The organism is Luteimonas huabeiensis HB2, from assembly GCF_000559025.1.
In the GTDB taxonomy this organism is placed as follows: Bacteria; Pseudomonadota; Gammaproteobacteria; order Xanthomonadales; family Xanthomonadaceae; genus Luteimonas; species Luteimonas huabeiensis.
In genome coordinates, this window is record NZ_JAAN01000033.1 from 1 (window position 1) to 22,705 (window position 22,705).

Below are 22,705 nucleotides of genomic sequence, written 5' to 3' on the forward strand. Positions count from 1 at the left end.
CTTGCGGGAGAAGGAACAACGTGGCCCCGCTTGCGGGAGAAGGGACGACGTGCACCCGCTTGCGGGAGAAGGAACAGCATGGCCCCGCTTGCGCGAGAAGGCGCGATACGGACCCGCGTGCGGGAGAAGGCACGACATGCGCCCACCCGCGGCAGACGGGACGGTTTCGACGTTGCAGTCGGATTTTCGCTCGCTGCAGGCGCGCGCCGTCTTTCTTCCGGGCCGCCTGCCCGCTACCCTGCCGGCATGAGCGCCGAACGCGATTTCATTCCATTGTCGATCTGCGTGCTGACCGTCTCCGACAGCCGCAGCCTGGCCGAGGACAGCTCGGGCGACTACCTCGTCGAGTCGCTGCAGGCCGCCGGCCACCGCCTGGCCGAGCGCGCGCTGCTGCCCGACGACCGCTACCGGCTGCGCGCGGTGGTCTCGCGCTGGATCGCCGACGAGGCGGTCGACGGCGTGCTGGTCACCGGCGGCACCGGCTTCACCGGGCGCGATTCCACCCCCGAGGCGCTGCGCCCGCTGCTGGACAAGGAGATGCCGGGCTTCGGCGAGCTGTTCCGCGCGATCAGCTTCGAGGAGATCGGCACCTCGTCGCTGCAGTCGCGCGCCTTCGCCGGCCTGGCCAACGCCACGTTCGTGTTCTGCCTGCCCGGGTCCACCTCGGCCTGCCGCACCGCCTGGGAACGCATCGTGCGCGATCAGCTCGACGCCCGCACGCGGCCCTGCAACCTCGCCACCCTGCGCCCGCGGCTGCGCGAGTAGCCGCGCGCATGAGCCCGCTCAAGCGCAAGGCCTACGAGGCGCTGCTGGCGCCGATGCAGATCGAGCTGGCCGACGCGGCGCGCTGGCTCAAGGCCAGCGGCCGGCGCCTGCTGGTGGTCTTCGAGGGCCGCGACACCGCCGGCAAGGGCGGCGCGATCGCGGCCATCGCCCAGCCGCTCAACCCGCGCCAGTGCCGGATCGTGGCGCTGCCCAAGCCCAGCGACCAGGAAGCCGGCCAGTGGTACTTCCAGCGCTACGTGCCGCACCTGCCGGCGGCCGGCGAGATCGCGCTGTTCGATCGCAGCTGGTACAACCGCGCCGGCGTGGAGCGGGTGATGGGCTTCGCCGACGAGGCGCAGGTGCGGGCCTTCCTGCGCCAGGCGCCCGCGTTCGAGCAACTGCTGGCCGACGACGGCATCCTGCTGTTCAAGTACTGGCTGTGCTGCGACCAGGCCGAACAGGAGCAGCGCTTCGCCGAGCGCCTGGAAAACCCGACCAAGCGCTGGAAGCTCTCGCCCATCGACCTGGAGGCGCGCACGCGCTACGCCGACTACACCCGCGCCCGCGAGGAGATGCTGCAGGCGACCCACACCGCGCATGCGCCGTGGACGCTGGTGGACTTCAACGACCAGCGGCGCGGCCGGCTGACCCTGATCCGCGACCTGCTGGACCGGCTGCCCGACACCCGCGTCGAGCCGGCGCCGGTGGCGCTCCCGCCGCTGCCCGGGCCGCCGGAACGGGAGCGCTACGGCGTGCTGGCGCCGATCCCGCCCTACATGCCGGCGGACTGAGCATGCGCGCACCCCGCACTGTGCTGCCCTGTCTCGTCGCGCTGTGCGCGAGCGCGTTCGCCGCCCACGGGCAGGACGCCGCCGCCACCGACGCCGCGGACGCGGACGCGGACACGGCCCCCACCGCCCCGGTCGCCGAGCTCGCGCCGGTGCGCGTGGTCGGCCAGCGGATCGAGGACCCGTTCGCGTTCCGCAATCCCATCGAAGTCGAGGACAACGTGTTCCGGCGCGCGTGGCGCGAGCCGCCCAGCCTGGAAGAGATCGGCATGCAGGGCGGGCTGGTCAACATGGCGGTCGGCTATGCGCTGATGAAGGCCGCGGACGGCGTGAAGCGCCTGCCCGGCTGGAAGCACCAGGTCCAGCCCGCCGAGGCGCGGCCGCCGCCGCTGGACGAGACGCTGCGCGCGCGCGCCGCGGCGCTGCAGGACGACGACGCGCCATAGCGGCCAGGCGGCCCGCGCTCGCCCTGCGCGGTCCGTCGCGCGGAGCGCGCGACCTTTCAGCGCACCTCGAAGCCGGGATGCGCGACGGCGTCGGCGGCGATCTCCTCGCGCGACAGCGACTCCACCCGGGCCAGCGGCGGGCCGTGCCGCAGCCAGGCGGCGAACGCCTCGATCGCCGCCTCGTCCCCGGCGGCGAGGACCTCGACCCGGCCGTCGTCGAGATTGCGCGCGTGCCCGCGCAGGCCCAGGCGCTGCGCCTGCTCGCGCGCGCAGGCGCGGAAGAACACGCCCTGCACGCGGCCGGCGACGAGGAAGCGCGCCGCGCTCACGCCCCCGCCTCCGGCACCGGCGGGCCGCCGGCCGCGGCGATGTCGCGCTCGATGCGCTCGGCGGTGACCGGACCGAGGTAGCGCTGCGCCACCCTGCCCTGCGGATCGATCAGGTAGGTCAGCGGCAGCCCGCGCGGCGTCTCGAAGTCCTCCGGCGGCGCGTAGGGATCGACGATGGCGATCGGGTACAGCACCGGGCGTTCCTCGAGGAATGCGCGCATGGCCTCGGGCTCGATCTCCTCGTAGGCCAGGCCGATCACCTCGATGTGCTCGCGCATCGCGCCCAGCGCCGACAGCTCCGGCATCTCCTTGCGGCAGGGCGCGCACCAGGTGGCCCAGAAGTTGACGATCACCCACTTGCCGCGATGGTCGGCCAGGTCGTAGGCGGCGCCGTCGAGGGTGGTCACCCGCAGCCGCGGGTGTTCGGGGCGCGCGGCGTCCGCGTCGTCGCCCGGGGGCTCGGCCGGCACCTGCGGCTGCGCCGGCGGTGCATCGGGATCGGCCGCGGGCGCCGGCGGCTCGCGCCGGCAGGCGCCCAGCAGCGCGACGGCGATCAGCAGCGGGAGAAGAAGTCGGTTCATGTCGAAGGTTCCTTGCCGGAAGGATAGAGATCGCCGACGCGGCGCTTGAGCAGCTCGCGCAGCGGCATGCGCAGTTCGTCCATCGCCGCCAGCGCGGCGCGGCCGAGCGCGTCGTCGTGGCAGGGCAGATGCGCCTCGCGCACCGGGATGCGCAGGCGGCAGGTCTCGTAGAGTTCGCCCAGCGTCACCGCGTCGAGGTCGCGGCCGAGCAGCCAGGCGCCGTTCTCCCCGCGCACCAGCACGCCGGCCGGCTCCAGCTGCGAGAAGAAGCGCTGCACCAGCGCGTCGGTCAGGCAGGGCTCGAGCGCCATCAGTTCGTCGCTGTGCAGGCCGCGCCCCTCGCGCCGGGCCTCGGCGAAGCGGCCCAGCAGGCGCAGCAGCCCGAACAGCTCGAAGCCCACCGGCAGCCGCATCGCCACCGGCTGGTAGCGGAAAGCCGACAGCGACGAGGCGAACGACGCGCCGAGCAGGATCGCCAGCCAGCAGAAATAGATCCACAGCAGCAGGATCGGGATGAAGGCGACCTGGCCGTAGATGCGCTGGTAGCCGTCGAAGCTGCCCAGGTAGACCGCGATCAGGCGCTTGGCCAGTTCCAGCAGCAGCGCCGCCAGCAGCGCGCCGCCGAAGGCGTGCCGCCACTGCACCGTGCGGTGCGGGATCACCCGGTAGACGGTGGCGATCGCGGCCAGCTCGATGGCCAGCGGCGCGATCTGCAGCAGCGCGCGCTGCAGCCACTGCCCGGGCGCGGTGCTGTGGAAGACGTCCAGCGCCAGGAAGCGGGTGAACAGCGCCAGGCTCGCCGCCGCCACCAGCGCGCCCAGCGTCAGCACGGTCCAGTACACCAGGAAGCGGCCGACCTTGGGCCGTGCCGTGGGCACGCGCCAGATGCGGTTGAACGTGGCCTCCACGCCCTGCAGGGTGATCAGCACCGAGACCACCAGCGCGATCACGCCCAGCGCGGTCAGCTGGCCGATGTTCTGCGAGAACGCCAGCAGGTAGTCCTGGACCTTACGCGCCGAGTCGGGCACGAAGTTGGAGAACACGTAGTCGGTGAGCTGCCCGCTCCAGGATTCGAACACCGGGAACGCCGACAGCACGCCGAACACCACCATGCTCAGCGGCACCAGGGCGAAGACGGTGGTGAACGCCAGCGCGCCGGCGGCCTCGAACAGCCGGTCGTCCTGGAAGCGGCGCCACAGGAAGCGCACGAACGAACCGGCCCGCGCGCGGTCGGTCATCCGCTCGCTCCAGCGATTGAAGGTGTCCAGCGGCTCCATCGGCGAAGCGTACCCGATGCCGGCGTGGGAGCCGGTCGCGACCGCGGCGGCCGTCGTCGGCACGCCATGCTCTATCCTCGACGCCCCGGCCGCACGCGGCCGCCCGGACAGGCGAGATGCGCGACATCCTGGTGCTCTACTACAGCCGCGGCGGCTCCGTGGCGCGGCTGGCGCGGCAGATCGCGCGCGGCATCGGCGAGGTCGAGGGGATGCAGGCAAGGCTGCGCACGGTACCGCCGGTGGCGGCGGTGACCCAGGCCGCCGCACCGCCGGTGCCCGAGGACGGCGCGCCCTACGTCGAGCGCGCGGACCTCGCCGAGTGCGCCGGCCTGCTGCTGGGCAGCCCGACCCGCTTCGGCAACATGGCCGCGCCGCTGAAACATTTCCTCGACGGGCTGGGCACCGAGTGGGCCAGCGGCACCCTGGCCGGCAAGCCGGCGGCGGTGTTCACCTCCACCGCGACCCAGCACGGCGGCCAGGAGGCGACGCTGCTGTCGATGATGCTGCCGTTGCTGCACCACGGCTGCGTGATCGCCGGCATCCCGTACACCGAGCCGGCGCTGAGCGCCACCCGCGAGGGCGGCACGCCCTACGGCGCCAGCCACGTCGCCGGCGGCGACGACGACCCGCAGCCCAGCGACGACGAGGCCGCGCTGGCGCGCGCGCTCGGCCGCCGCATCGCCGCGCTGGCGGCCCGCCTGGCATGAGCGCCCGCCCGCCCGCGCACCGCCTGCTGGCCGCCGCGCTCGCCGGGCTGGCGGCGCTGTTCGCGGCCTGGTTCGTGCCCGACGGGCACCTCGTCGCCGCGCTGGCGGTGTTCGTGGCGCCGCCGCTGCTGCTGCTCGCCGGCGTGCTGCGCGGCAGCGCCCGCGCGCGCTTCTGGGCCGGCGTGCTCGGCCTGTTCTGGTTCTCGCACGGGGTGATGGTGGCCTGGAGCGATCCGGCCGAACGCGGCTACGGTTGGGCGGAGATCGTGCTGGCGCTGGCGGCGATCGGCGGCGCGAGCTGGACCGGGCTGCGCGCGCGCCTGCGCAAGGCGCGCTAAGGCGCGCGGCGAGCGCGAGGTTGCCGCCGGGCCGGGCCTGGCCGAGAATCTGCGGCCTCCAAGGCCCGGCCGCCGCCCCGTCGCGCACGAGGCGCCGGCGCCTCTCCCTTTCCTCTCCGAACGAGCGCCCGATGGAAGAACTCCTGATCGTCACCACCGGCGGCACCATCGACAAGGTCTACTTCGACGACAAGTCGGACTACCAGGTCGGCGAGCCGCAGATCGGGCGCATCCTGGAGGAACTGGGGGTCGCGTTCCGTTTCCGGGTGATCCCGATCCTGCGCAAGGATTCGCTGCACCTCACCGACGCCGACCGCGCCCTGGTGCGCTCGACCATCCTCGCGCAGCCGGCGCGGCACGTGCTCATCACCCACGGCACCGACTCCATGGTCGAGACCGCGCGCGCGCTGGCCTCGATCCCGGACAAGACCATCGTGCTCACCGGCGCGCTGAACCCCGCGCGGTTCCGCGGATCGGACGCGGAGTTCAACATCGGCACCGCGGTGGGCGCGGTGCAGTCGCTGCCGGCGGGCGTATACATCGCCATGAACGGCCGCATCTGGGACCCGGCGCGGGTGCGCAAGAACGTCGAGGCCAACCGCTTCGAGCCGGTCGCGTAGGCGCACCGGCCGTATCGGGACCCGAGGATCGGGACGGAATCCGCCTGCGGGAGGTGCCGAAGCGGGAGGCAAGCGGCCACCGCGTGAAACGCCCTCATCCGGCGCTGCGCGCCACCTTCTCCCGCTTGCGGGAGAAGGAACAACAAGCGCCCGCTTGCGGGAGAAGGGACGGCGAGCGCCCGCTCGCGGTAGGAACGGCGTGGTCCCGCTCGCGGGCTGTCCGGCTAGTCGCCCCGGAGCGAAGGGCCGCGGATGGCCGGGCCCGGTCCGGCCTGCATCGGCGCGTCGGGCTCGGCGTACTGCACATCAGGTTCCGCGGCCAGTTCGCGCAGCAGGCGCTGCGCCTGTGCGCGGTCGAGCGCGGGCTCGGCGACGATCAGGTCTGCGCGTACGCCCAGCCGCCGCTCCCAGCGCAGGGCCGGGGCGCCGGCGCGCGACGCCAGGCCGGTGGCCTCGGCGGTACGCCGCAACCGCTCCGGCACCGCGGCCGGGTCGCGCCCGGGGGCGCTGTCGTCGCGGTACTTCACGATGAAGCGCTGCCACGGGCCCTGGCCCGGCAGCGCGATGTCCTCGGGTGCCATCGTCTTGCGTTCCTCCGCCGGGGCGTCCGCCGCGGATGCGGCCGTCGCGCCGACGATCGCGGCCAGTGCCGCCAGAATCAGAATCCGCATGCGCGCGCTCCCCAGGTCCGGCGACCGTCTTAGCGTAGTCCGGGTGAACGCGCCGGCAACCGCCGCGCCGCAGGCGCGGCATCGCCCCGGCGGACCGGGGCGATGCGCGCGTCGCCGGCGGGCCGGCGACGGCTCAGTTGTGGCGGGCCTGCAGGGTCAGGTTGGCGAAGGTCGTCTCCGCCACCAGCTTGATGTAGTAGCGGCCGGCCTGCGGCTGGGCGATGCGCAGGCTCTCGTTGTTGCCGGGGCGCGCCGAGCGCAGGTCGTAGGCCTCGGCGGTCGGCTCGGCCTCGTGGCCGACGTACACGCTCACGTTGCCGCTGCCGCCGGCGGTCAGGATGGTCAGCGGGCCGCTGGCGCCCTCCGGCACGTCGATCCGGTACAGCAGGCTGTCGCCCACCGCCGCCGACAGCCCGCGCACGGGCGTGCGGTTGAGCAGTTCGATGGCGTCGGGGCCGGTGTCGCCGACCTCCACGGTCTGGCTGCGGGTGCCGGTGTTGCCCTCGTCGTCGGCGACGGTCAGCGCGACCGCGTACGCGCCCGCGGCGTCGTAGGTCTTCACCGGGCTGGCCTCGGTCGAGGTGGTGCCGTCGCCGAAATCCCAGTTCCAGGACACGATGCTGCCGTCGTCGGTCGAGGTGTCGGTGAAGCTCACGGTCAGCGTGTCGTGGTCGACCTCGAAGGTGAAGCCGGCCACCGGGTCGCCCGGCTCGCCGCCGCCGTCCGCACCGATGCCGTCGATGAACTCGGCGCCGGTGCCCGCCGGGTCGAGCCAGGTGCTCAGGCGGGTGGCGTCGGTGCCGCCGCCGGACCAGGAGGTGTAGATGCGGCCGTACCAGTCGACGTGGTCCGCGCCGGTGGTGCTGCAGGAGGCGTAGCCGCCGTGCAGCTGGCCGATCACGCGCTTGTCCGGGCTGTACATCGGCGAGCCGGAGGAGCCGCCCTCGGTGGTGCCTTCCGGGTTCCACTGCACCTTCAGGTGGCTGCTGCCGGACGCGCCGAGGTAGCCCTCGATCTGCAGCGGGTTGTTGGAGTGGGTGATGCGCTTCTCGGCCACGCGCGGGTGGTGGATGCCGGTGGCGCCGTCGAAGGCGACGTCGCGGCGGTCCCAGCCGGCCCAGTACAGCCCGAAGGCGGGATCGGCCGGGGCGTCGAGTTCCAGCAGGGTGAAATCGGAGGTCGCCCAGGTCGCCTTGACGGTGGCGCCGGTCTGGTTCTGGTCCAGGCTGCCGTCGCCGTCGGCGCCGCTTTCGGCGCTGCCGGGCGTGCGGCAGTAGGAGTTCTCGTAGTTCCAGTAGACGACGATCGAGGCGGCGGCATCGGCGGTGCCCATGCCGCAGTGATGCGCGGTCAGGAAGTACATCTTCTGGTCGTTGGCGGTGTTGTTCACCAGCGAGCCGGTGCAGTACATGGTGCCGAAGCGCGAGTAGGCGCCGACCGCGGGGATCTGGTCGCGGAAGGCGTCGCCGGCGGGGCAGATCACGTCCACGTTGCAGGCGCCGGAAACGCCCTTGGTCTGCGCCAGCGCGCCTTCGCGGGCGAGCTTGCCGAAGCCCACGTAGTCGTGGTTCACGCTGGACAGGTGCAGCCGCAGTTCGTCGGCGCGCGCCTTCGGCACCACCACCTCGAGCACCGCGTGATCGCCCGGGACCACGGGCGTCCACAACTGGCCGTGCGGCTTGTTGTCGGCGGCGGTGAAGGCGCGGATCGCGCCGGGATCGGCGTCGCGCGGCAGGCCGGCCGGATAGACGAGCAGGCGGCCGCCCTCGGGCATGCGGTACTCGTCGAAGCCGAAGTTCAGCGACAGCGCGCCGCGCGATTCGATCCGCAGGCGCCAGACCAGGGTGTCGGCGTCCAGCGCGTCCCAGTCGCCGGCGTCCAGCGGGGTGATCGCCACCTTGTGCGGAGTGGCGAAGCGCACCGGCGCGTCGCGGCGCGCGGCCGCCTCGCGGCGGTCCTCGGCCAGCAGCGCGGCGTTGTCCACCGCCGGCATGTTGCGCACCTCGACCGTGTGCTCGGCCGGAAGCGCGTGGTCGAAGGCCGCCGGGCGCACGTCGCGCGCGGAAGCCGAGGCGGCGCCGGCGGAGAGCGCGCCGGCGACGAGGATCGCGAACCAAGCTTTCATCGTCTGTCCATCCTTTTTCGTGGCCCTGGTCCTGGAGACCGGACGCTCCCCAGGGCGGGCGCGCCGGAACGGGGACCGGGCGGCCACTGGGGCCGCCCGGCGTCGGACGAGGCGCTCAGCCGCCGTCGTAGCTGCCCACCAGCGTCGCCCCGGAGTACGCGGAGTAACCGCGCACGCCGACGTGCCAGGTGCCGGCCTGCGGCGAGGCGAAGGTGCAGGTCTCGTTGTTGCCGGAGCGGTAGGGACGGCAGTCGTAGGTGCTGGTGGTGGGCGCCGCGCCGCGGCGGACGTACAGGTCGGCGTCGCCGCTGCCGCCCGACAGCGCGAAGCTGAGGTTGGTCGCGCCCGCGGGCACTTCCAGCGTCCAGTTGCGCACGCTGCCGCTGGCGCCGGACAGGCCGCTCACCGGCACGCCGTTCTGCAGTTGGTTTCCGCCGCCGGTACCGCTGGCGTAGCTGGCGGTCAGGGTGACGCCCGAGAACGCCGCGTAGCCGCGCACCAGCACGTGGTAGGTGCCCGCCTGCGGCGCGGCGAAGGTGCACGCCTCGGCGTTGCCGCTCTGGTAGGGGCGGCAGTCGTAGGCGCTGGTGGTCGGCTGCGCGCCGAAGCGGACGTAAAGATCGGCGTCGCCGCTGCCGCCGGAGATCGCGACCCGCAGGTTGGTCGCGCCAGCGGGGACGGTAATGGTCCAGTACTGCGCGCTGCCGGCCGCGCCGGACACGCCGGTCACCGGCACGCCGTTCTGCAGCTCGCCCGGGCCCGGGCCCGGGCCGGGACCGGGGCCCGGGCCGGGCTCCTCGCCCTGGATCGCGGCCACCGCGGCGTCGGCATCGACGATGCCCGCGCCGATGGCGCGGTCCGGGGTGGCGGGGAAGGCGCGGGCGGTCTCCTTGATGATCGTCTCGATCTGCGCCGGCGTGCGCGGGGTGTCGGCGGCCGACTGCATCAGCGCCACCACGCCGGCCACGTGCGGCGCCGCCATCGAGGTACCGCTGCTGTTGGCGTAGCTCGGCGTCGAGCCGCTGCGGTAGGTGGACAGGATGCTGGTCCCGGGCGCGGCGATGTCGATCAGGCTGCCGTAGTTCGAGGCCTGCCCGCCGGTCCAGATCGAGCGGGCCCCGTTCTGGTCGTTGGCCGCCACCGAGATCACGTTGGCGCAGTTGCCCGGCGAGAAGTTGGCCACGTCCGCGTTGCTGTTGCCCGAGGCCACCACCACCGTGGTGCCGCGCGACACCGCGCCGTTGATCGCGGTCTGGTAGGCGCTGCCGCAGGCGCCGCTGCCGCCCAGGCTCAGGTTGATGACCTCCGCCGGGTTCGCGTTGGCCGGCACCCCCGGCACGCTGCCGCCCGAGGCCCAGGTGATCGCGTCGATGATGTCCGACGACGAGCCGTAGCCGTTGCGGCCCAGCACCCGCAGGTGCAGCAGCTTGGCGTCGAAGGCGGTGCCCGCCACGCCCACGCCGTTGTCGGTCAGCGCCGCCACCGTGCCGGCGACGTGGGTGCCGTGCAGCACGCCGCAGGCGTCGGTCGGGTCCGCATCGCGCCCGTTGCCGTCGCACGACCCGGCGTTGCCGGAGCTGGTGGAACTGACGAAGTCGTAGCCGCCGACCGAGTTCGCGTCCAGGTCCGGGTGGGCAATGATGCCGCTGTCGATGATCGCCACCACGATCCCGGCGCCGGTGGCGCGGTCCCAGGCCTGCGGCGCGCGGATGCCGCCGGCGGCGCTGAAGAAGCCCCACTGCTCGGCGTAGCGCGGATCGTTGGGCGTCAGCGTCGCCCGCATCGGGCGGTCGACCTCGACGTGCTGCACGCTGGGATCGGCGGCCAGCTGGCGCATGAAGGTCTCCGCCTCCACCCGGTCGAGCTTGCGGTCCAGGCGCACCACGTCGGCGCCGATGCCCAGGCGCCGCTGGTGGGCGGCGCGCAGCGGCCGCGCCGCGCGCGAGGCCGCCGTGCCGGAGACGGCGGAGGCCGCGGAGTTCAGGCTGCGCGCGAGCGCGGCCGGGTCGGTCTGCGCGGCGGCGCCATCGCGGTAGGTGACGATGAACTGGTCGAATGCGGCATCGGCGGACAGGCCGCTGACGTCGACCTCGCCGGCCGCCACCGGTGCGGCGGCGATCGAGAACAGGGCCAGGGCGGTCGCGGTCGCCAGAACGCGGCGGCGCAGGCCGCGGTGCTTGCTGTGGGACATCGGTTTTCCCCGAGTGTGGAAGGCGGCCGCTGGGCGGCGTTCGCCGGGATCCCGGAACCACCGATCGAAACCCTGCGGCGTCCCGGCCTGAACGTGGACTGACGCTCGCGTCCACAAACTGACGCTACGCGACCGCTTCGCGTGAATGCAATGGCTGCGCGGAAGCGCACCCCGCATGCCACGCGACGGGCGTCACATAAACGAACAATGAATGGAGAGTGCGGACATGCCCGGGCGCGGGTCCCGAGGATCGGCAGCGCGGACCGCCGCCGGCGCCAGCACCTCTCGTCCGCCGCGCGCGCCGGGAGCGCCGCGACCGGATCCGTGCCCACGCCTCAACGCTCGCGACGCCGCGGCCCCGCCATCGCCCCGCCATCCCTGCCTAGCGCTCGATCCGATCTCGGATCCGGCCGAGCCGGCGATCAGAGCATCCCGGTTTCCAGGCGCGCGGCCTCGGACATCATGGTCTGGTTCCACGGCGGGTCGAACACCAGCTCGACGTCGGCTTCGCGCACGGTCGGGATCAGTTCCAGCTTGCTGCGCACGTCGTCGACCAGGATCTCGCCCATGCCGCAGCCGGGCGCGGTGAGGGTCATCTTCACCTCGACCTTGCGCTGGCCGGCGTCGTCGGCATGCACCGCGGCCTCGTAGATCAGTCCCAGGTCGACCACGTTGATCGGGATCTCGGGATCGAAGCAGGTCCGCAGCTGCTTCCAGACCAGCTGCTCGACGGCGGCGTCGTCGGCGTCGTCGGGCAGTTCCAGCGGCTCGGGCGGTTCCTTGCCGATGGCGTCGGCGTCGCGGCCGGCGATGCGGAACAGGTTGCCTTCCACGAACACCGTGTAGCTGCCGCCCAGGGCCTGGGTGATGTAGCCGGCGCTGCCGGCCGGCAGGGTGACCTCGTCGCCCTGCGGCACCAGGACGGCGGCGCAATCGCGCTCGAATCGGACGGGCTCGCTGCTTCGGGAATACATGGGGACGAGGTGGGGGCGGCGCGGGCGTGCGCAAGCGCGCATTTTAGCGCGCCGGCGATCCCGGTATGCTGGCGCGCCCTGCCAGCCCGCACGCGATGCCCGCCCACCGTTCCGTCCTGTCCCCGCCGGTCCTGCTCGTGCTGCTGATCGGCTGCGCCGGCTTCGCGGCGATCTGGGTGCTGGCGGCGGCCACGCTGGGCCGGCCCTGCAGCTGGCTGGCGGCGGTCGCCGCGCTCGACGCCGCGCTGCTGCTGCGCATGGGCCGCGCCCGCCCGGGCTGGGCGCGCGCGCTGGCCGGCGTGCTGGCGACCGCGGTCATGATCGCCGCCGCGCAGTGGGGCGTGATCGCCGCCCAGGTCGGCGCGATGTTCGGGCTGCAGCCCTGGGAGTCGGCGCTGAGGCTGGGCGCGTCGCTGGCCTGGGCGATCGCCGGCGTCTCGCTCGACGCGGTCGACCTGGCCTGGTTCGGCGCGGCGCTGGTCGTGGCGGCGGTGGTCTCGCGTTAAGAGCCTGGGCGGCAGAAGCCGTCCGGGCTGCATGGCGCGAACGTTTCCACCGCCCCGGCGCCTGAGAGCCGGAACGACGGCCTCAGTGGCCGCCGTCGAGCGCCTTCAGCTCGCCCACCAGCGCGCCGGCCACCTCGGCGCCGTCGCCGTAGAGCATGCGGGCGTTGTCGGCATAGAACAGCGCGTTCTCGATGCCGGCGAAGCCGGTGCCCTTGCCGCGCTTGATGACTACGACGTTCTTGGAATCGACCACGTCGAGGATCGGCATGCCGTAGATCGGGCTGGCCGGGTCGGTCTTGGCCACCGGGTTGACCACGTCGTTGGCGCCGATCACCAGGCTGACGTCGGTGCTGGCGAACTCGGGGTTGATGTCGTCCATGTCGGCGATCAGGTCGTAGGGCACCCCGGCCTCGGCCAGCAGCACGTTCATGTGGCCCGGCATGCGACCGGCGACCGGGTGGATCGCGAACTTCACCTTGACCCCGCGCTCGATCAGCCGCTGCGCCAGCTCCCAGATCTTGTGCTGCGCCTGCGCCACCGCCATGCCGTAGCCGGGCACGATCACCACGCGCTCGGCGTAGGCCATCATCGCCGCGACGTCGCCGGCCTCGATCGGCTTCTGCGCGCCCTCGATCGCCTGCGCCTGCCCGCCGCCGCCGAAGCTTGCGAACAGCACGCTCCTGATCGAGCGGTTCATCGCCTTGGCCATCAGCCGGGTCAGCAGCATGCCGGCCGCGCCGACCATGGTGCCGGCGATGATCAGCGCCTCGTTGCCCAGCACGTAGCCCTCGAAGGCCACCGCCAGCCCGGTCAGCGCGTTGTAGAGCGAGATCACCACCGGCATGTCGGCGCCGCCGATGGGCAGCGTCATCAGCACGCCCAGTGCCAGCGCGCAGGCGAAGAAGGCCACCACCGGCGGCACGCCCAACGAATGCACGACGACCGCGCCCAGCGCCACCGCGGCCAGGAACACCAGGGCGTTGAAGGCCTGCTGGCCGGCGAACGCATAGCGCTTGTCCATGCGCCCGTCGAGCTTGGCCCAGGCCACCACCGAGCCCGACAGCGCCACCGAGCCGATCAGCGCGCCCAGCACCGCCAGCACCAGCGCCACCGCCGACGGCGCCGCGCCGGCATGCGACCAGCGCAGCAGCTCCACCGCGCCGATCGCCGCCGCCGAGCCGCCGCCCAGGCCGTTGTACAGCGCGACCATCTGCGGCATGTCGGTGATCGCGACCTTCTTGCCCGACACCCAGGCCAGCGCGGTGCCCAGCGCGATCGCCAGCAGGATCAGGCCGATGTTGCCCAGCCCGGGCAGCAGGAAGGTCGCTCCGGTGGCGATCAGCATGCCGGCGCCGGCCCAGCGGATGCCGCTGCGGGCGGTCAGCGGCGAGGCCATGCGCTGCAGGCCGAGCAGGAACAGGGTGGCGGCAACGAGGTAGCTGGACTTGGCCACGAGCGCGAGCAGGCCGCCCGCGTCGGCGATCATGCGCCGCCCCCGGGCCTGCGGCTGGCGCGGAACATCTCGAGCATGCGCTCGGTGACCACGTAGCCGCCGGCGGCGTTGCCGGCGCCCATCAGCACCGCCAGGAAGCCGATCGCCTTCTCCAGCGGCGTCTGCGCGTGGCCGAGCACGACCATCGCGCCGATGAGTACGATGCCGTGGATGAAGTTGCTGCCCGACATCAGCGGCGTGTGCAGGATCACCGGGACCCGGGAAATGATCACGTGGCCGGCGATCGCCGCCAGCATGAAGATGTACAGCGCCGCGAACCCCTCGCTCATGCCACCCTCCCCCTCGGACATCGCCTGCGCCGCATCATACCCGGCGCCGCCGCGCGTGCGCCGGCCCCGTGTCAACCGCCCGCCCGCCCGCGCGTTGACGGTTCCGACCCCCGCCGGAGCCCCGCCGTCGCCGTGGATGGCAGCCTGCCCTCTCCCGCCGTCCGCATGGACGTGAATCCCGCGCCCGCCCGCGGCGACGCGCCGGCGACGCTGGACGCGTTCTTCGCCGGCGTGCGCGCGCGCGCGTTCCGCTTCGCCGAGATCGGCCTGCGCCATCGCGAGGACGCGCTGGACGCGGTGCAGGACGCGATGACCCGCATGCTCGGGTATCGCGACCGGCCGCCGGAGGAATGGACCGCGCTGTTCTGGACGATCCTGCGCAGCCGCATCGTCGACATCCAGCGCCGGCGCATGTTCCGGCTGGGCTGGATGACCGAGGCCGGCGACGACGCCCAGCAGACCCTGGACTGGGCCGACGACGGCCCCGACCCCGCCCGCGCGCAGGATTCGCGCGAGGCCTACGCGACCCTGGTGGCCGCCCTGCGCGGGCTGCCCCGGCGGCAGCGCGAGGCGTTCACCCTGCGGATCATGGAAGAGCTCGACGTCGCCACCACCGCGCGCATCATGGGGTGCGGCGAGGGTTCGGTGAAGACGCACCTTTCGCGCGCCCGCGAGGCGCTGCAGCAGCGACTGGAGGATTTCCGATGACGCCCCCGACCGCCCCCCGCGACGACGGCTTCGAGCGCAGCGTCCGCCAGGCCCACGATGCCGCGCTCGCGCACGTCTCCGCGCGCACGCTGGCGCGCCTGCGCCCGCGCAGCGAAAAGACCGCGCCCGCGCGCGCCCGGCGGCCGGGCTGGGCGCTGGCCACGGCCTGCGCGGCCGTGTTCGCCGCCGTGCTCGGCGCCCGCGCGCTATTGGCGCCGCCCGAGGCCGCGCCCGCGCTGGCCGCGGGCATCGAGGCCGCCGCGCCCGCGCCCGCCGCCCTGCCCGAGGGCGACCTGCTGGTCGCGCTCGACGAAGACCCCGACCTGTTCCTCTGGCTGGCCTCGAGCGAGGCCCGCCCGCTGGCGATGGAGTGACCCGCATGTCCCGCTTCCCGACCCGCCCCCTGGCGCTTTGCCTGCTCCTGCTGCCGCTCGCCGGCCCGGCGCCGGCGCAGGACGCCGCCCCCGCGCTTCCCGCCTGGGAGCAGCTGACGCCCGCCCAGCGCGAAACGCTGATCGCGCCGATCCGCGAACGCTGGAACGACGAACCCGCCGCGCGCGCGCACATGCTGCGGCGCGCCGAGCGCTGGCGCGACATGAGCCCCGAGGAACGCCAGCGCGCACGGCGCGGCATGAAGCGCTGGGAGGACATGTCGCCCGAACGCCGGCACGAAACGCGCGCGTTGTTCGAGCACATGCGCCGGCTGCCCGAGGCCGAGCAGCAGGCGCTGCGCGAACGCTGGCGGACGATGACGCCGGCCGAGCGCGAGCGCTGGATCCGCGAGCACCCGCCCCGCGACTAGGACCGGGCCGCCCCCTTCGCCCGCAGCGGGCTGACGCTGCGCCTTCTCCCGCAAGCGGGGCGCATCCTGATTTTCCTTCTCCCGCAAGCGGGCCCACGTCGTTCCTTCTCCCGCGAGCGGGCCCAAGTTGTTACTTCTCCCGCGAGCGGGCCCACGTCGTTCCTTCTCCCGCAAGCGGGAGAAGGTGGCGCGCAGCGCCGGATGAGGGCCCTCTGGACGCCAGCAACGCGTCCCCTCCGCCTGCGGCACGCCCCCCGCCGACGGGGGGGACAACCGTGCCCGTCGCAGGCCGAGCGTCGATCCTCCCTGGCGATCGCGGTATGCGCGCGCCTACGGCGGCGCCGGCCACACCGTGCGCGACAGCAATTCGTCGTTCCAGTCGAAGCCGAGCGCGCCGTCGCGCAGCAGCAGCTGGACGAAATTGAACACGTTGCGGGCATACATCTCGCTGGCGTGCTGCGCGCCCTGGCTGGCCAGGTGCAGCGGCCCGGCCACGGTCACCCCGCCCACCTCGTGGGTCTCGCCCGGCCGCGTGGCCTCGCAGTTGCCACCGGTCTCCGCGGCGAGGTCCACGATCACGCTGCCCGGTTTCATGCCGGCCACCATGGCCTCGGTGACGATCCTGGGTGCGGGCCGGCCGGGCACCGCGGCGGTGCACACCACCACGTCCACGCCCTTGAGGTGCTCGGACAGGCGCCGCTGCTGCTCGGCGCGCTCCTGATCGGTCAGCGCGCGCGCGTAGCCGCCCTCGCCCGCGGCGCTGACGCCCAGGTCGAGGAAGCGCGCACCGAGCGACTCGATCTGCTCGCGCGTCTCCGGCCGCACGTCGAAACCCTCCACCTGCGCGCCCAGCCGGCGCGCGGTGGCGATCGCCTGCAGGCCGGCGACGCCGGCGCCGATCACCAGCACCTTCGACGGGCGGATGGTGCCGGCGGCGGTGGTCAGCATGGGAAAGAAGCGCGGCGCCAGCTGCGCGCCGATCAGCACCGCCTTGTAGCCGGCCATGCCGGCCTGCGAGCTGAGCACGTCCATCGCCTGCGCGCGGGTGGTGCGCGGCAGCCGTTCCAGCGGAAAGGCGATCAGGCCGCGCTCGCGCAGCGCCTGGGCGCGCGCGGGGTCCGCCTCCGGCTGCAGGATGCCGACGACGACCGCGCCGGGCTTCAGCGCGGCCAGCGCCGTCGCCGGCGGCGCCTGCACGCACAGCACCGCGTCGGCGCCGTCGAGGGCGGCCGGCGCGTCGGCGACCAGTTGCGCGCCGGCCTCGGCATAGGCCGCGTCCGGGAAGAACGCCGCCGCGCCGCTGCCGCGTTCGAGGCGCACGACGGCGCCCGCGGCCACGAGCTTGCGGCAGGTCTCCGGCGTCACCGCCACCCGCCGCTCGCCCGGCGCGCGCTCGCGCGCGATGCCCAAGGTGATCGTCATCGGCTGCTCCAGTTCCCCGCGGAACCGCATCCTAGCAAGTCGCGCGGCGCGCGCGCCGCGCTCAGAACGCGTTGGCGGCGGCCGGCGGCGGGGGGGCGGCGGGCGCGGTGCGCGGCGCCTGGTTGAGGCGCTGCCAGAGCTGCTTCATCGCCTCGTCGAAGGGCGCGTCCACCGAGCGCACCACCGCCCGCCCCGAGGCCACCAGCACCGCCAGTTCCTCGGGGGAGACCACCATCTTGCGCACGCCGCGGCGGTTGACCAGCAACAGGCGCGAGGTCAGCGGGCTGATCCAGGCGATCCGCGCCGCGCTCTCGTGGCCGGAGCGGTCGATCAGACGCAGGCCCTGCCCGACCTTGAGCCGGCGCATGCGCGCGGCGATCGCCGGATCGCAATCGACGGTGTCGGTCCCGCCCACCAGCCGCAGCGGCATCTCGTCCGGCGCCGCCTCGTCCACCGGCTCCGCGCGCGGGGTGTGGATCTGCCGCACGGTATCGGGCATCGCCAGCGCGGAAATGATCCGCGCCATCGCCTCGCGCGCGGCGCCGGCCTCCATGCCGCAGCTGGAATAGCACTCGGCCAGCGGCGCCTGCAGCGCCAGCAACTGGTCGGCCACCGCGGCCCCGCGCACCTGCGCGGCGTCGGCGTCCACCTGCACCATGGCGTCGCCCAGGCCGATCGCGGCGCGATGCCGCGGCGAATCGGGCCCGTCGCGCAACCAGGTCTGCGTCAGGTAATGGCGCCAGTGCTCGTCGAGGAACTGCGCCACCGGCGCGGTCAGCGGCCGCTCGCACATGCGCGAGGCGACCAGGTCCTCGGCGCTGCGCCGGGCCAGCTGCAGGCGCTCGCGACCGAAGATCGACTCCGCGATGCGGCGCTCGGCGATTTCCGAACGCTTGCGCTGCTGGTCGAGCTGGTCGCGCAGTTCGCTGGCCGCGAGTTCGAAGATCGCGGCATCGTCCTGGAATTCCTCGACCACGCGGTCCACCGCGCGCTCGGCGCGATCCAGGGTTTCCTGGTCCTGCGGGGTCTCGCCGGTGTTGCCGTCGCAGGCCTCGGTGAGCGCGTCCAGCAGCTTGCGCGCCGGGTGGCTGCGGCGGTTGAACAGGGTGTCGTCGGTCAGCGCGACCTTGAGGTAGGGCACCACCAGCTTGCCGTACAGCGCGCGCGAGCGCTGCAGCAGGTCGTTGGCCTCGAACAGCGAGCGGAACAGGATGCCGACCAGGTCGATCGCGTCCTCCTCGTCGCTGCTGAAGCGCACGCGTTCCGGGTCGAGGCCGAGCTGGCGCACGCTGCCCAGGATCTGGCTGCGCAGCACGTCGCCCAGCGCGCGCTCGTCCTCGCCCGCGAGCGCGCGGGCGTAGGGCGCGGGATCGTCGCCCTGCAGCAGCGAGGCGATGTTGAGCATGTCCTCGGTGCCGAGGAACTGCCCGGGCGGCTCGGCGCGCGGCGCGGGGCCGGCGGCGGGCGCCGGCTCGCTGGCCGCGGCGTGGGCGCGCCAGGCGCGCAGCTGGTCGCGCACGATGTCGCGGTAGCGCAGCGGCTGGCCTTCGGCCGGCGCGGCGGGAGACGAAGCGGCCGCCCCGGAGAACCCCGAGGGCGCGGCATGGCCCGCCTGCGGCGGCGCCTCGTGCCCGCCGGCCGCGGAGTCGGCCGCGCCCGGCGGCCCCGGATCGCGGCGGGTGTGCTCGACGGTGCCGACGTCGGGGACCCAGCCGGCCGCGGGCGCCGGCGCCTCTCGGCGCGACCGCGCGGCCGGCCGCGGCACCGCCGCGTCCACGGCGCCGAACGCGGCGGCGGCGAGGGTGGCGTTGGCCTTGGTATAGACCTCGCCCAGGATCTTCGGCAGCCGCTTGTCGAACTGCTGGAACACCATCTGCCGCAGGCTGGGGGTCAGGTCCTCGGCCTCGAACAGGTCCACGAAGGCCGAGACCGCCACCTCCGGCCGCAGCGGGTTGGGGCGCTGCGCCTGCGGCAGCCCCATCGCCTGCGCCAGCGCCTCCAGGCGCTCGTCGAGCTGGGCCAGCGGGTGCAGGAACTGGTGGTCGAGCAGCTCGGTGATCTGCTGCCCGGCCAGGTGGATCTCCAGCTCGCCCTCGGACATCAGCTGCAGCGCGCCATCGCGCGCCTGGGCGCCGCCGGCCGGGTCGAGCCAGGCTTCGAAGGCGCGCTCGATGGCGCCGCGGTAGCGGGTGGCCAGTTCCAGCGCGCGATGGCTCAGCGCCAGCACCGCCACGCGGTCTTCCTGCGCGGAACTGAAGTCGTGCCCGGCCAGCGCCGCCAGCCGCACCTGCTCCTCGATCGAGCTCCAGAACCCCGCCAGCACGCCGACCAGATCGGTCGCCGCATCGCGTTGCAGCGTCTCCAGCACGCGCCCGGGTCCGCGCGCGCTGGATGCGCGCGCCACGCGGGAGGTGGCGAGGTCGTCTGCGGGCTTCATTTCGGGGGAGAATACGCTGGCGACGGGATGCCGTCGCTACGAACGTACGATCCCGACCGGACCATTCCACGTCTGTGACTGACATCGCAAATACCGAGGAAGCGCTCGCGGCGCTGGACGCACGGCGCTCGGTGCCGGCCCGCCAGCTGGCCGAACCCGCGCCGGACGACGCCGAACTGCTGCGCCTGCTGCGCTCGGCCGTGCGCGTGCCCGATCACGGCAAGCGCGTGCCGTTCCGTTTCCTGCGCGTGCGCGGCGCCGCACGCAGCGCGCTCGGCGAGCGGGTCGCGGCGATCGGCCGCCGGCTGCGGCCCGGCGCCGGCGAGGCGGCGTTCGAGAAGGACCGGCAGCGCTTTTCGCACGCGCCGCTGGTGCTGGTGGTGGTGGCGGTGCTCGACCCGGCCGACACCGCGATTCCCGAGCAGGAGCGGCTGATGACCGCCGGTTGCGTGTGCTTCGCGCTGCTGCAGGCCGCGCAGGCGATGGGCTACGGCGGCAGCTGGCTGACCGGCTGGCCGGCCTTCGAGCGCGAGGTCATGGACCTGCTGGGGCTGGGGCCGCACGAGCGCATCGCCGGCTTCGTCCACCTGGGCACGCCGCGCATCGAGCCGCCCGAGCGCGAGCGCCCGGACCCGGCCGCGCTGCTGCGCGACTGGTCGCCCGATGGCCCCTGAGCGCGGCGCGCCCGCCGGCACCCTGCACCTGGTCGACGCCAGCCTGTACGTGTTCCGGGCCTGGCATTCCATGCCCGACGAGTTCCGCGACGCCGACGGCGAGCCGGCCAACGCGGTGCACGGCTTCGCGCGCTTCCTGCTCGAGCTGCTGGAACGCGAGCGTCCGCGGCACATCGTGGTGGCCTTCGACGAGGCGCTGGACAGCTGCTTCCGCCACGCGCTCTACGCCGCCTACAAGGCCAACCGGCCGCCGGCCCCGGAGGCGCTGCGGCGGCAGTTCGCGCACTGCAAGGCGCTGGCCGCCGCGCTCGGCCTGGTGGTGCTGGCCGATGCCGAGTACGAGGCCGACGACCTGATCGGCAGCGCGCTGGCCCAGGCCCGCCGGCTCGGCCACCGCGGCGTCATCGTGTCGGCCGACAAGGATCTCTCGCAGCTGCTGCAGGGCGCCGACGAGCAGTGGGACTTCGCCCGCGGCCAGCGCTGGAGCGCGGCGGGGGTACCGGCCCGGCACGGCGTGCGCGCCGAGCAGATCCCGGACTACCTGGCGCTGTGCGGCGACAGCATCGACAACATCCCCGGCGTGCCCGGCATCGGCTGCAAGACCGCGGCCGCGCTGCTGGCCCACTTCGGCAGCCTGGATGCGCTGCTCGCGCGGGTGGAGGAAGTGCCCTACCTGCGCCTGCGCGGCGCGCGCCAGACCGCCGAGCGCCTGCGCGCCCACGGCGAGCAGGCGCGGCTGTGCCGGCGCCTGGCCACGATCGCGCTCGACGCGCCGCTGTCGCCGTTCGCCGCGCCGTTCGCCCGCGGCGAGGCCGACGCCGCCGCGCTGGACGCGCTGAGCCGGACCCTGCGCTTCGGCCCGCTCACCCGCAAGCGGCTGTACGCCGCGGCGGGGCTGGCGTTCGCGCCGCCGGCCGCGGCCGCCGACGCCTGGGCGCCGGAGCCGTTCTGACCCCGGGCGGCAGCGGCAGCGCGGCGCGATGCGATAGCATCTGCCGATGACCCGTGCCGACGAACGCCCCGAACCCGAACTCCTCTACGAAGGCGACTGGCTGCGGCTGGTGCGCCGCGGCAAGTGGGAGTTCTGCGAACGCACCCACGGCCGCGAAGGCCTGGCGGTGATCGTGATCGCGGTGACGCCCGAGGACGAGGTGCTGTTCGTCGAGCAGTACCGGGTGCCGCTCGGCGCGCGCACCATCGAGATGCCCGCCGGCCTGGTCGGCGACGACCACGACGACGACACCCTGCAGTCCGCCGCGCGCCGCGAGCTGATCGAGGAGACCGGCTGGGAGCCGGGCCGGGTCGAGATCCTGCTGACCGGCCCCACCACCTCGGGGATGAGCAACGAGCGCATCGCCTTCGCCCGCGCGCGCGACCTGCGCAAGGTCGGCGAAGGCGGCGGCGTGGGCAGCGAGGACATCGTGGTCCACCGCGTGCCGCGCGAGCGCGCGCCGGCCTGGCTGATGGAAATGCACCGCGCTGGCTACGAGCTCGACCTCAAGCTCTGGGCCGGGCTGTGGATGATCGAGCACGAGCCCGACGGCAGCCCGGCGGCGCCGTAGGCGCGCGCGGCCGGGACGCGCGCGCCCGCCGGTCAGGACGCCGCGAAACGGTCGGTCGCGCGCACCAGGGCGTCGATGTTCTCGGCCTCGAACGCGGAGTGGCCCGAGGCCGGGGTGATCACCAGCTCCGACTTCGGCCACGCCTTGTGCAGGTCCCAGGCATTCTGCACCGGGCACACCACGTCGTAGCGGCCGTGCACGATGACGCCGGGGATGTCGACGATCCGGTAGACGTCGCGCAGCAGCTGGTCGTCGGCCTCGAAGAAGCCGCCGTTGACGAAGTAGTGGTTCTCGATGCGCGCGAACGCCAGCGCGAACTGCGCATCCTCGTGGCCCTGCACGAAGTCCGGGTCCACGCGCAGGAACGAGGTCGCGCCTTCCCACACGCTCCAGGCGCGCGCCGCCTCCAGGCGGACGCTTTCGTCCTCGCTGGTCAGGCGCGCGTGGTAGGCGGCGATCAGGTCGCCGCGCTCGTCCTCGGGGATCGCCGCGAGGTAGCGTTCCCACGCCTCCGGGAACAGCCGCGAGGCGCCTTCCTGGTAGAACCACTCCAGCTCCCAGCGGCGCAGCATGAAGATGCCGCGCAGCACCAGCTCCGTCACCCGCCGCGCGTGGGTCTGCGCATAGGCCAGCGCCAGCGTGGAACCCCAGGAGCCGCCGAACACCTGCCAGCGCTCGATGCCGAGGTGTTCGCGCAGGGCCTCGATGTCGGCGACCAGGTGCCAGGTGGTGTTGTCGGTCAGGTCGGCGTGCGGGGTGGAGCGGCCGGCGCCGCGCTGGTCGAACAGCACGATGCGGTACTTCGCCGGATCATGGAAGCGCCGCATCTTCGGGCTGGACCCGCCGCCGGGGCCGCCGTGCAGCAGCACCACCGGCTTGCCCTTGGGATTGCCGCTCTGCTCGTAGTAGAGCGTGTGGCGGCCGTCCACCGGCAGGAAGCCGGTGTCGAAGGGTTCGATCTCGGGGTACAGCGTGCGCATGGGCGTCGATCCTGGGCGGG

25 protein-coding genes are annotated in these 22,705 nt (G+C 73.8%); 13 read left to right on the top strand and 12 right to left on the bottom strand.

All coding sequences use genetic code 11. From position 1 onward, the window contains the following. Nucleotides 1-246: 246 nt before the first annotated feature. From moaB to Z164_RS21425, 3 genes are read left to right on the top strand one after another with little or no spacing between them, the layout of a single operon-like run. Nucleotides 247-765, top strand: a complete 519-nt coding sequence (moaB, locus tag Z164_RS0113710; RefSeq protein ID WP_024891255.1) for a molybdenum cofactor biosynthesis protein B — start codon at nucleotides 247-249, stop codon at nucleotides 763-765. An 8-nt stretch (nucleotides 766-773) separates the two neighbouring features. Next, nucleotides 774-1,556 (top strand): polyphosphate kinase 2, encoded by a 783-nt coding sequence (ppk2, locus tag Z164_RS0113715; protein WP_024891256.1) that lies wholly within the window; start codon nucleotides 774-776, stop codon nucleotides 1,554-1,556. Between the two features lie 2 nt (nucleotides 1,557-1,558). After that, nucleotides 1,559-1,999, top strand: a complete 441-nt coding sequence (locus Z164_RS21425; protein WP_052338451.1) for a hypothetical protein — start codon at nucleotides 1,559-1,561, stop codon at nucleotides 1,997-1,999. Nucleotides 2,000-2,055: 56 nt separating this feature from the next. Here the strand turns inward: Z164_RS21425 and Z164_RS0113725 are convergent, their stop codons facing one another. From Z164_RS0113725 to Z164_RS0113735, 3 genes are read right to left on the bottom strand one after another with little or no spacing between them, the layout of a single operon-like run. After that, nucleotides 2,056-2,328: an acylphosphatase gene (locus Z164_RS0113725; protein WP_024891258.1), complete on the bottom strand. Its 273-nt coding sequence runs from the start codon at nucleotides 2,326-2,328 to the stop codon at nucleotides 2,056-2,058. Then, nucleotides 2,325-2,909, bottom strand: a complete 585-nt coding sequence (locus tag Z164_RS0113730; RefSeq protein WP_024891259.1) for a TlpA family protein disulfide reductase — start codon at nucleotides 2,907-2,909, stop codon at nucleotides 2,325-2,327. Before Z164_RS0113730 ends, Z164_RS0113725 begins: the two co-directional genes overlap by 4 nt. Next, a complete protein-coding gene (locus Z164_RS0113735; RefSeq protein ID WP_024891260.1) occupies nucleotides 2,906-4,186 on the bottom strand; it encodes a YihY family inner membrane protein in 1,281 nt (426 codons plus the stop codon). The genes Z164_RS0113730 and Z164_RS0113735 overlap by 4 nt, the downstream gene beginning before the upstream one ends. A gap of 116 nt (nucleotides 4,187-4,302) precedes the next feature. Between Z164_RS0113735 and wrbA the strand changes: the two genes are divergently transcribed. The 3 genes from wrbA (at nucleotide 4,303) to Z164_RS0113750 (ending at nucleotide 5,851) form a co-directional block, all read left to right on the top strand. Beyond that, nucleotides 4,303-4,893 (top strand): NAD(P)H:quinone oxidoreductase, encoded by a 591-nt coding sequence (gene wrbA / locus Z164_RS0113740; RefSeq protein WP_024891261.1) that lies wholly within the window; start codon nucleotides 4,303-4,305, stop codon nucleotides 4,891-4,893. After that, the gene (locus Z164_RS0113745; RefSeq protein ID WP_024891262.1) at nucleotides 4,890-5,231 is read left to right on the top strand and encodes a DUF2069 domain-containing protein; all 342 of its coding nucleotides are present in this window, start codon (nucleotides 4,890-4,892) and stop codon (nucleotides 5,229-5,231) included. The genes wrbA and Z164_RS0113745 overlap by 4 nt, the downstream gene beginning before the upstream one ends. A 131-nt stretch (nucleotides 5,232-5,362) precedes the next feature. Further along, nucleotides 5,363-5,851, top strand: coding sequence for an asparaginase domain-containing protein (locus Z164_RS0113750; protein ID WP_024891263.1), 489 nt, complete (start codon nucleotides 5,363-5,365; stop codon nucleotides 5,849-5,851). Between the two features lie 224 nt (nucleotides 5,852-6,075). Here Z164_RS0113750 and Z164_RS0113755 read toward each other — a convergent pair whose 3' ends face one another. The 4 genes from Z164_RS0113755 to sufT form a co-directional block, all read right to left on the bottom strand. After that, on the bottom strand, nucleotides 6,076-6,522 hold the full coding sequence (locus tag Z164_RS0113755; protein ID WP_024891264.1) for a hypothetical protein: 447 nt from the start codon (nucleotides 6,520-6,522) through the stop codon (nucleotides 6,076-6,078). A 133-nt stretch (nucleotides 6,523-6,655) separates the two neighbouring features. Then, the gene (locus Z164_RS21430) at nucleotides 6,656-8,647 is read right to left on the bottom strand and encodes a PKD domain-containing protein (protein ID WP_024891265.1); all 1,992 of its coding nucleotides are present in this window, start codon (nucleotides 8,645-8,647) and stop codon (nucleotides 6,656-6,658) included. A 115-nt stretch (nucleotides 8,648-8,762) separates the two neighbouring features. Further along, on the bottom strand, nucleotides 8,763-10,838 hold the full coding sequence (locus Z164_RS0113765) for a S8 family serine peptidase (RefSeq protein WP_024891266.1): 2,076 nt from the start codon (nucleotides 10,836-10,838) through the stop codon (nucleotides 8,763-8,765). Between the two features lie 422 nt (nucleotides 10,839-11,260). Further along, nucleotides 11,261-11,812, bottom strand: a complete 552-nt coding sequence (sufT, locus tag Z164_RS0113770) for a putative Fe-S cluster assembly protein SufT (RefSeq protein ID WP_024891267.1) — start codon at nucleotides 11,810-11,812, stop codon at nucleotides 11,261-11,263. Nucleotides 11,813-11,877: 65 nt separating this feature from the next. On the opposite strand from sufT, the gene Z164_RS0113775 reads away from it, so the two are divergent. Beyond that, nucleotides 11,878-12,318 (top strand): hypothetical protein, encoded by a 441-nt coding sequence (locus Z164_RS0113775; RefSeq protein WP_024891268.1) that lies wholly within the window; start codon nucleotides 11,878-11,880, stop codon nucleotides 12,316-12,318. An 82-nt stretch (nucleotides 12,319-12,400) separates the two neighbouring features. On the opposite strand, the gene Z164_RS0113780 is transcribed toward Z164_RS0113775, so the two are convergent. Next, entirely contained in the window at nucleotides 12,401-13,804 is a 1,404-nt protein-coding gene (locus tag Z164_RS0113780; RefSeq protein WP_024891269.1) for an NAD(P)(+) transhydrogenase (Re/Si-specific) subunit beta, read from the bottom strand. Further along, nucleotides 13,801-14,100: an NAD(P) transhydrogenase subunit alpha part 2 gene (locus Z164_RS0113785; RefSeq protein WP_024891270.1), complete on the bottom strand. Its 300-nt coding sequence runs from the start codon at nucleotides 14,098-14,100 to the stop codon at nucleotides 13,801-13,803. The genes Z164_RS0113780 and Z164_RS0113785 overlap by 4 nt, the downstream gene beginning before the upstream one ends. A gap of 165 nt (nucleotides 14,101-14,265) precedes the next feature. On the opposite strand from Z164_RS0113785, the gene Z164_RS0113790 reads away from it, so the two are divergent. The 3 genes from Z164_RS0113790 to Z164_RS20625 are packed head-to-tail and all read left to right on the top strand — an operon-like array spanning nucleotide 14,266 to nucleotide 15,610. Then, entirely contained in the window at nucleotides 14,266-14,808 is a 543-nt protein-coding gene (locus Z164_RS0113790; RefSeq protein ID WP_024891271.1) for an RNA polymerase sigma factor, read from the top strand. Then, the gene (locus tag Z164_RS0113795) at nucleotides 14,805-15,182 is read left to right on the top strand and encodes a hypothetical protein (RefSeq protein ID WP_024891272.1); all 378 of its coding nucleotides are present in this window, start codon (nucleotides 14,805-14,807) and stop codon (nucleotides 15,180-15,182) included. The genes Z164_RS0113790 and Z164_RS0113795 overlap by 4 nt, the downstream gene beginning before the upstream one ends. Before the next feature lie 5 nt (nucleotides 15,183-15,187). After that, entirely contained in the window at nucleotides 15,188-15,610 is a 423-nt protein-coding gene (locus Z164_RS20625) for a DUF3106 domain-containing protein (RefSeq protein WP_043690168.1), read from the top strand. 330 nt (nucleotides 15,611-15,940) lie between these two features. On the opposite strand, the gene Z164_RS0113805 is transcribed toward Z164_RS20625, so the two are convergent. After that, complete coding sequence (locus tag Z164_RS0113805; protein ID WP_024891273.1) at nucleotides 15,941-17,032, bottom strand: NAD(P) transhydrogenase subunit alpha; 1,092 nt, start codon at nucleotides 17,030-17,032, stop codon at nucleotides 15,941-15,943. 61 nt (nucleotides 17,033-17,093) lie between these two features. After that, nucleotides 17,094-19,469, bottom strand: a complete 2,376-nt coding sequence (locus Z164_RS0113810) for a DUF1631 family protein (protein ID WP_024891274.1) — start codon at nucleotides 19,467-19,469, stop codon at nucleotides 17,094-17,096. 74 nt (nucleotides 19,470-19,543) lie between these two features. Here Z164_RS0113810 and Z164_RS0113815 point away from each other — a divergent pair, with 74 nt between their 5' ends. From Z164_RS0113815 to Z164_RS0113825, 3 genes are read left to right on the top strand one after another with little or no spacing between them, the layout of a single operon-like run. Continuing rightward, the gene (locus Z164_RS0113815) at nucleotides 19,544-20,143 is read left to right on the top strand and encodes a nitroreductase family protein (protein WP_024891275.1); all 600 of its coding nucleotides are present in this window, start codon (nucleotides 19,544-19,546) and stop codon (nucleotides 20,141-20,143) included. Beyond that, nucleotides 20,133-21,095, top strand: a complete 963-nt coding sequence (locus Z164_RS0113820) for a 5'-3' exonuclease (RefSeq protein ID WP_024891276.1) — start codon at nucleotides 20,133-20,135, stop codon at nucleotides 21,093-21,095. Before Z164_RS0113815 ends, Z164_RS0113820 begins: the two co-directional genes overlap by 11 nt. 46 nt (nucleotides 21,096-21,141) lie before the next feature. Continuing rightward, complete coding sequence (locus Z164_RS0113825; protein WP_024891277.1) at nucleotides 21,142-21,705, top strand: NUDIX hydrolase; 564 nt, start codon at nucleotides 21,142-21,144, stop codon at nucleotides 21,703-21,705. Nucleotides 21,706-21,737: 32 nt separating this feature from the next. Here the strand turns inward: Z164_RS0113825 and pip are convergent, their stop codons facing one another. Next, nucleotides 21,738-22,685, bottom strand: a complete 948-nt coding sequence (pip, locus tag Z164_RS0113830) for a prolyl aminopeptidase (RefSeq protein WP_024891278.1) — start codon at nucleotides 22,683-22,685, stop codon at nucleotides 21,738-21,740. Nucleotides 22,686-22,705: the final 20 nt, after the last annotated feature.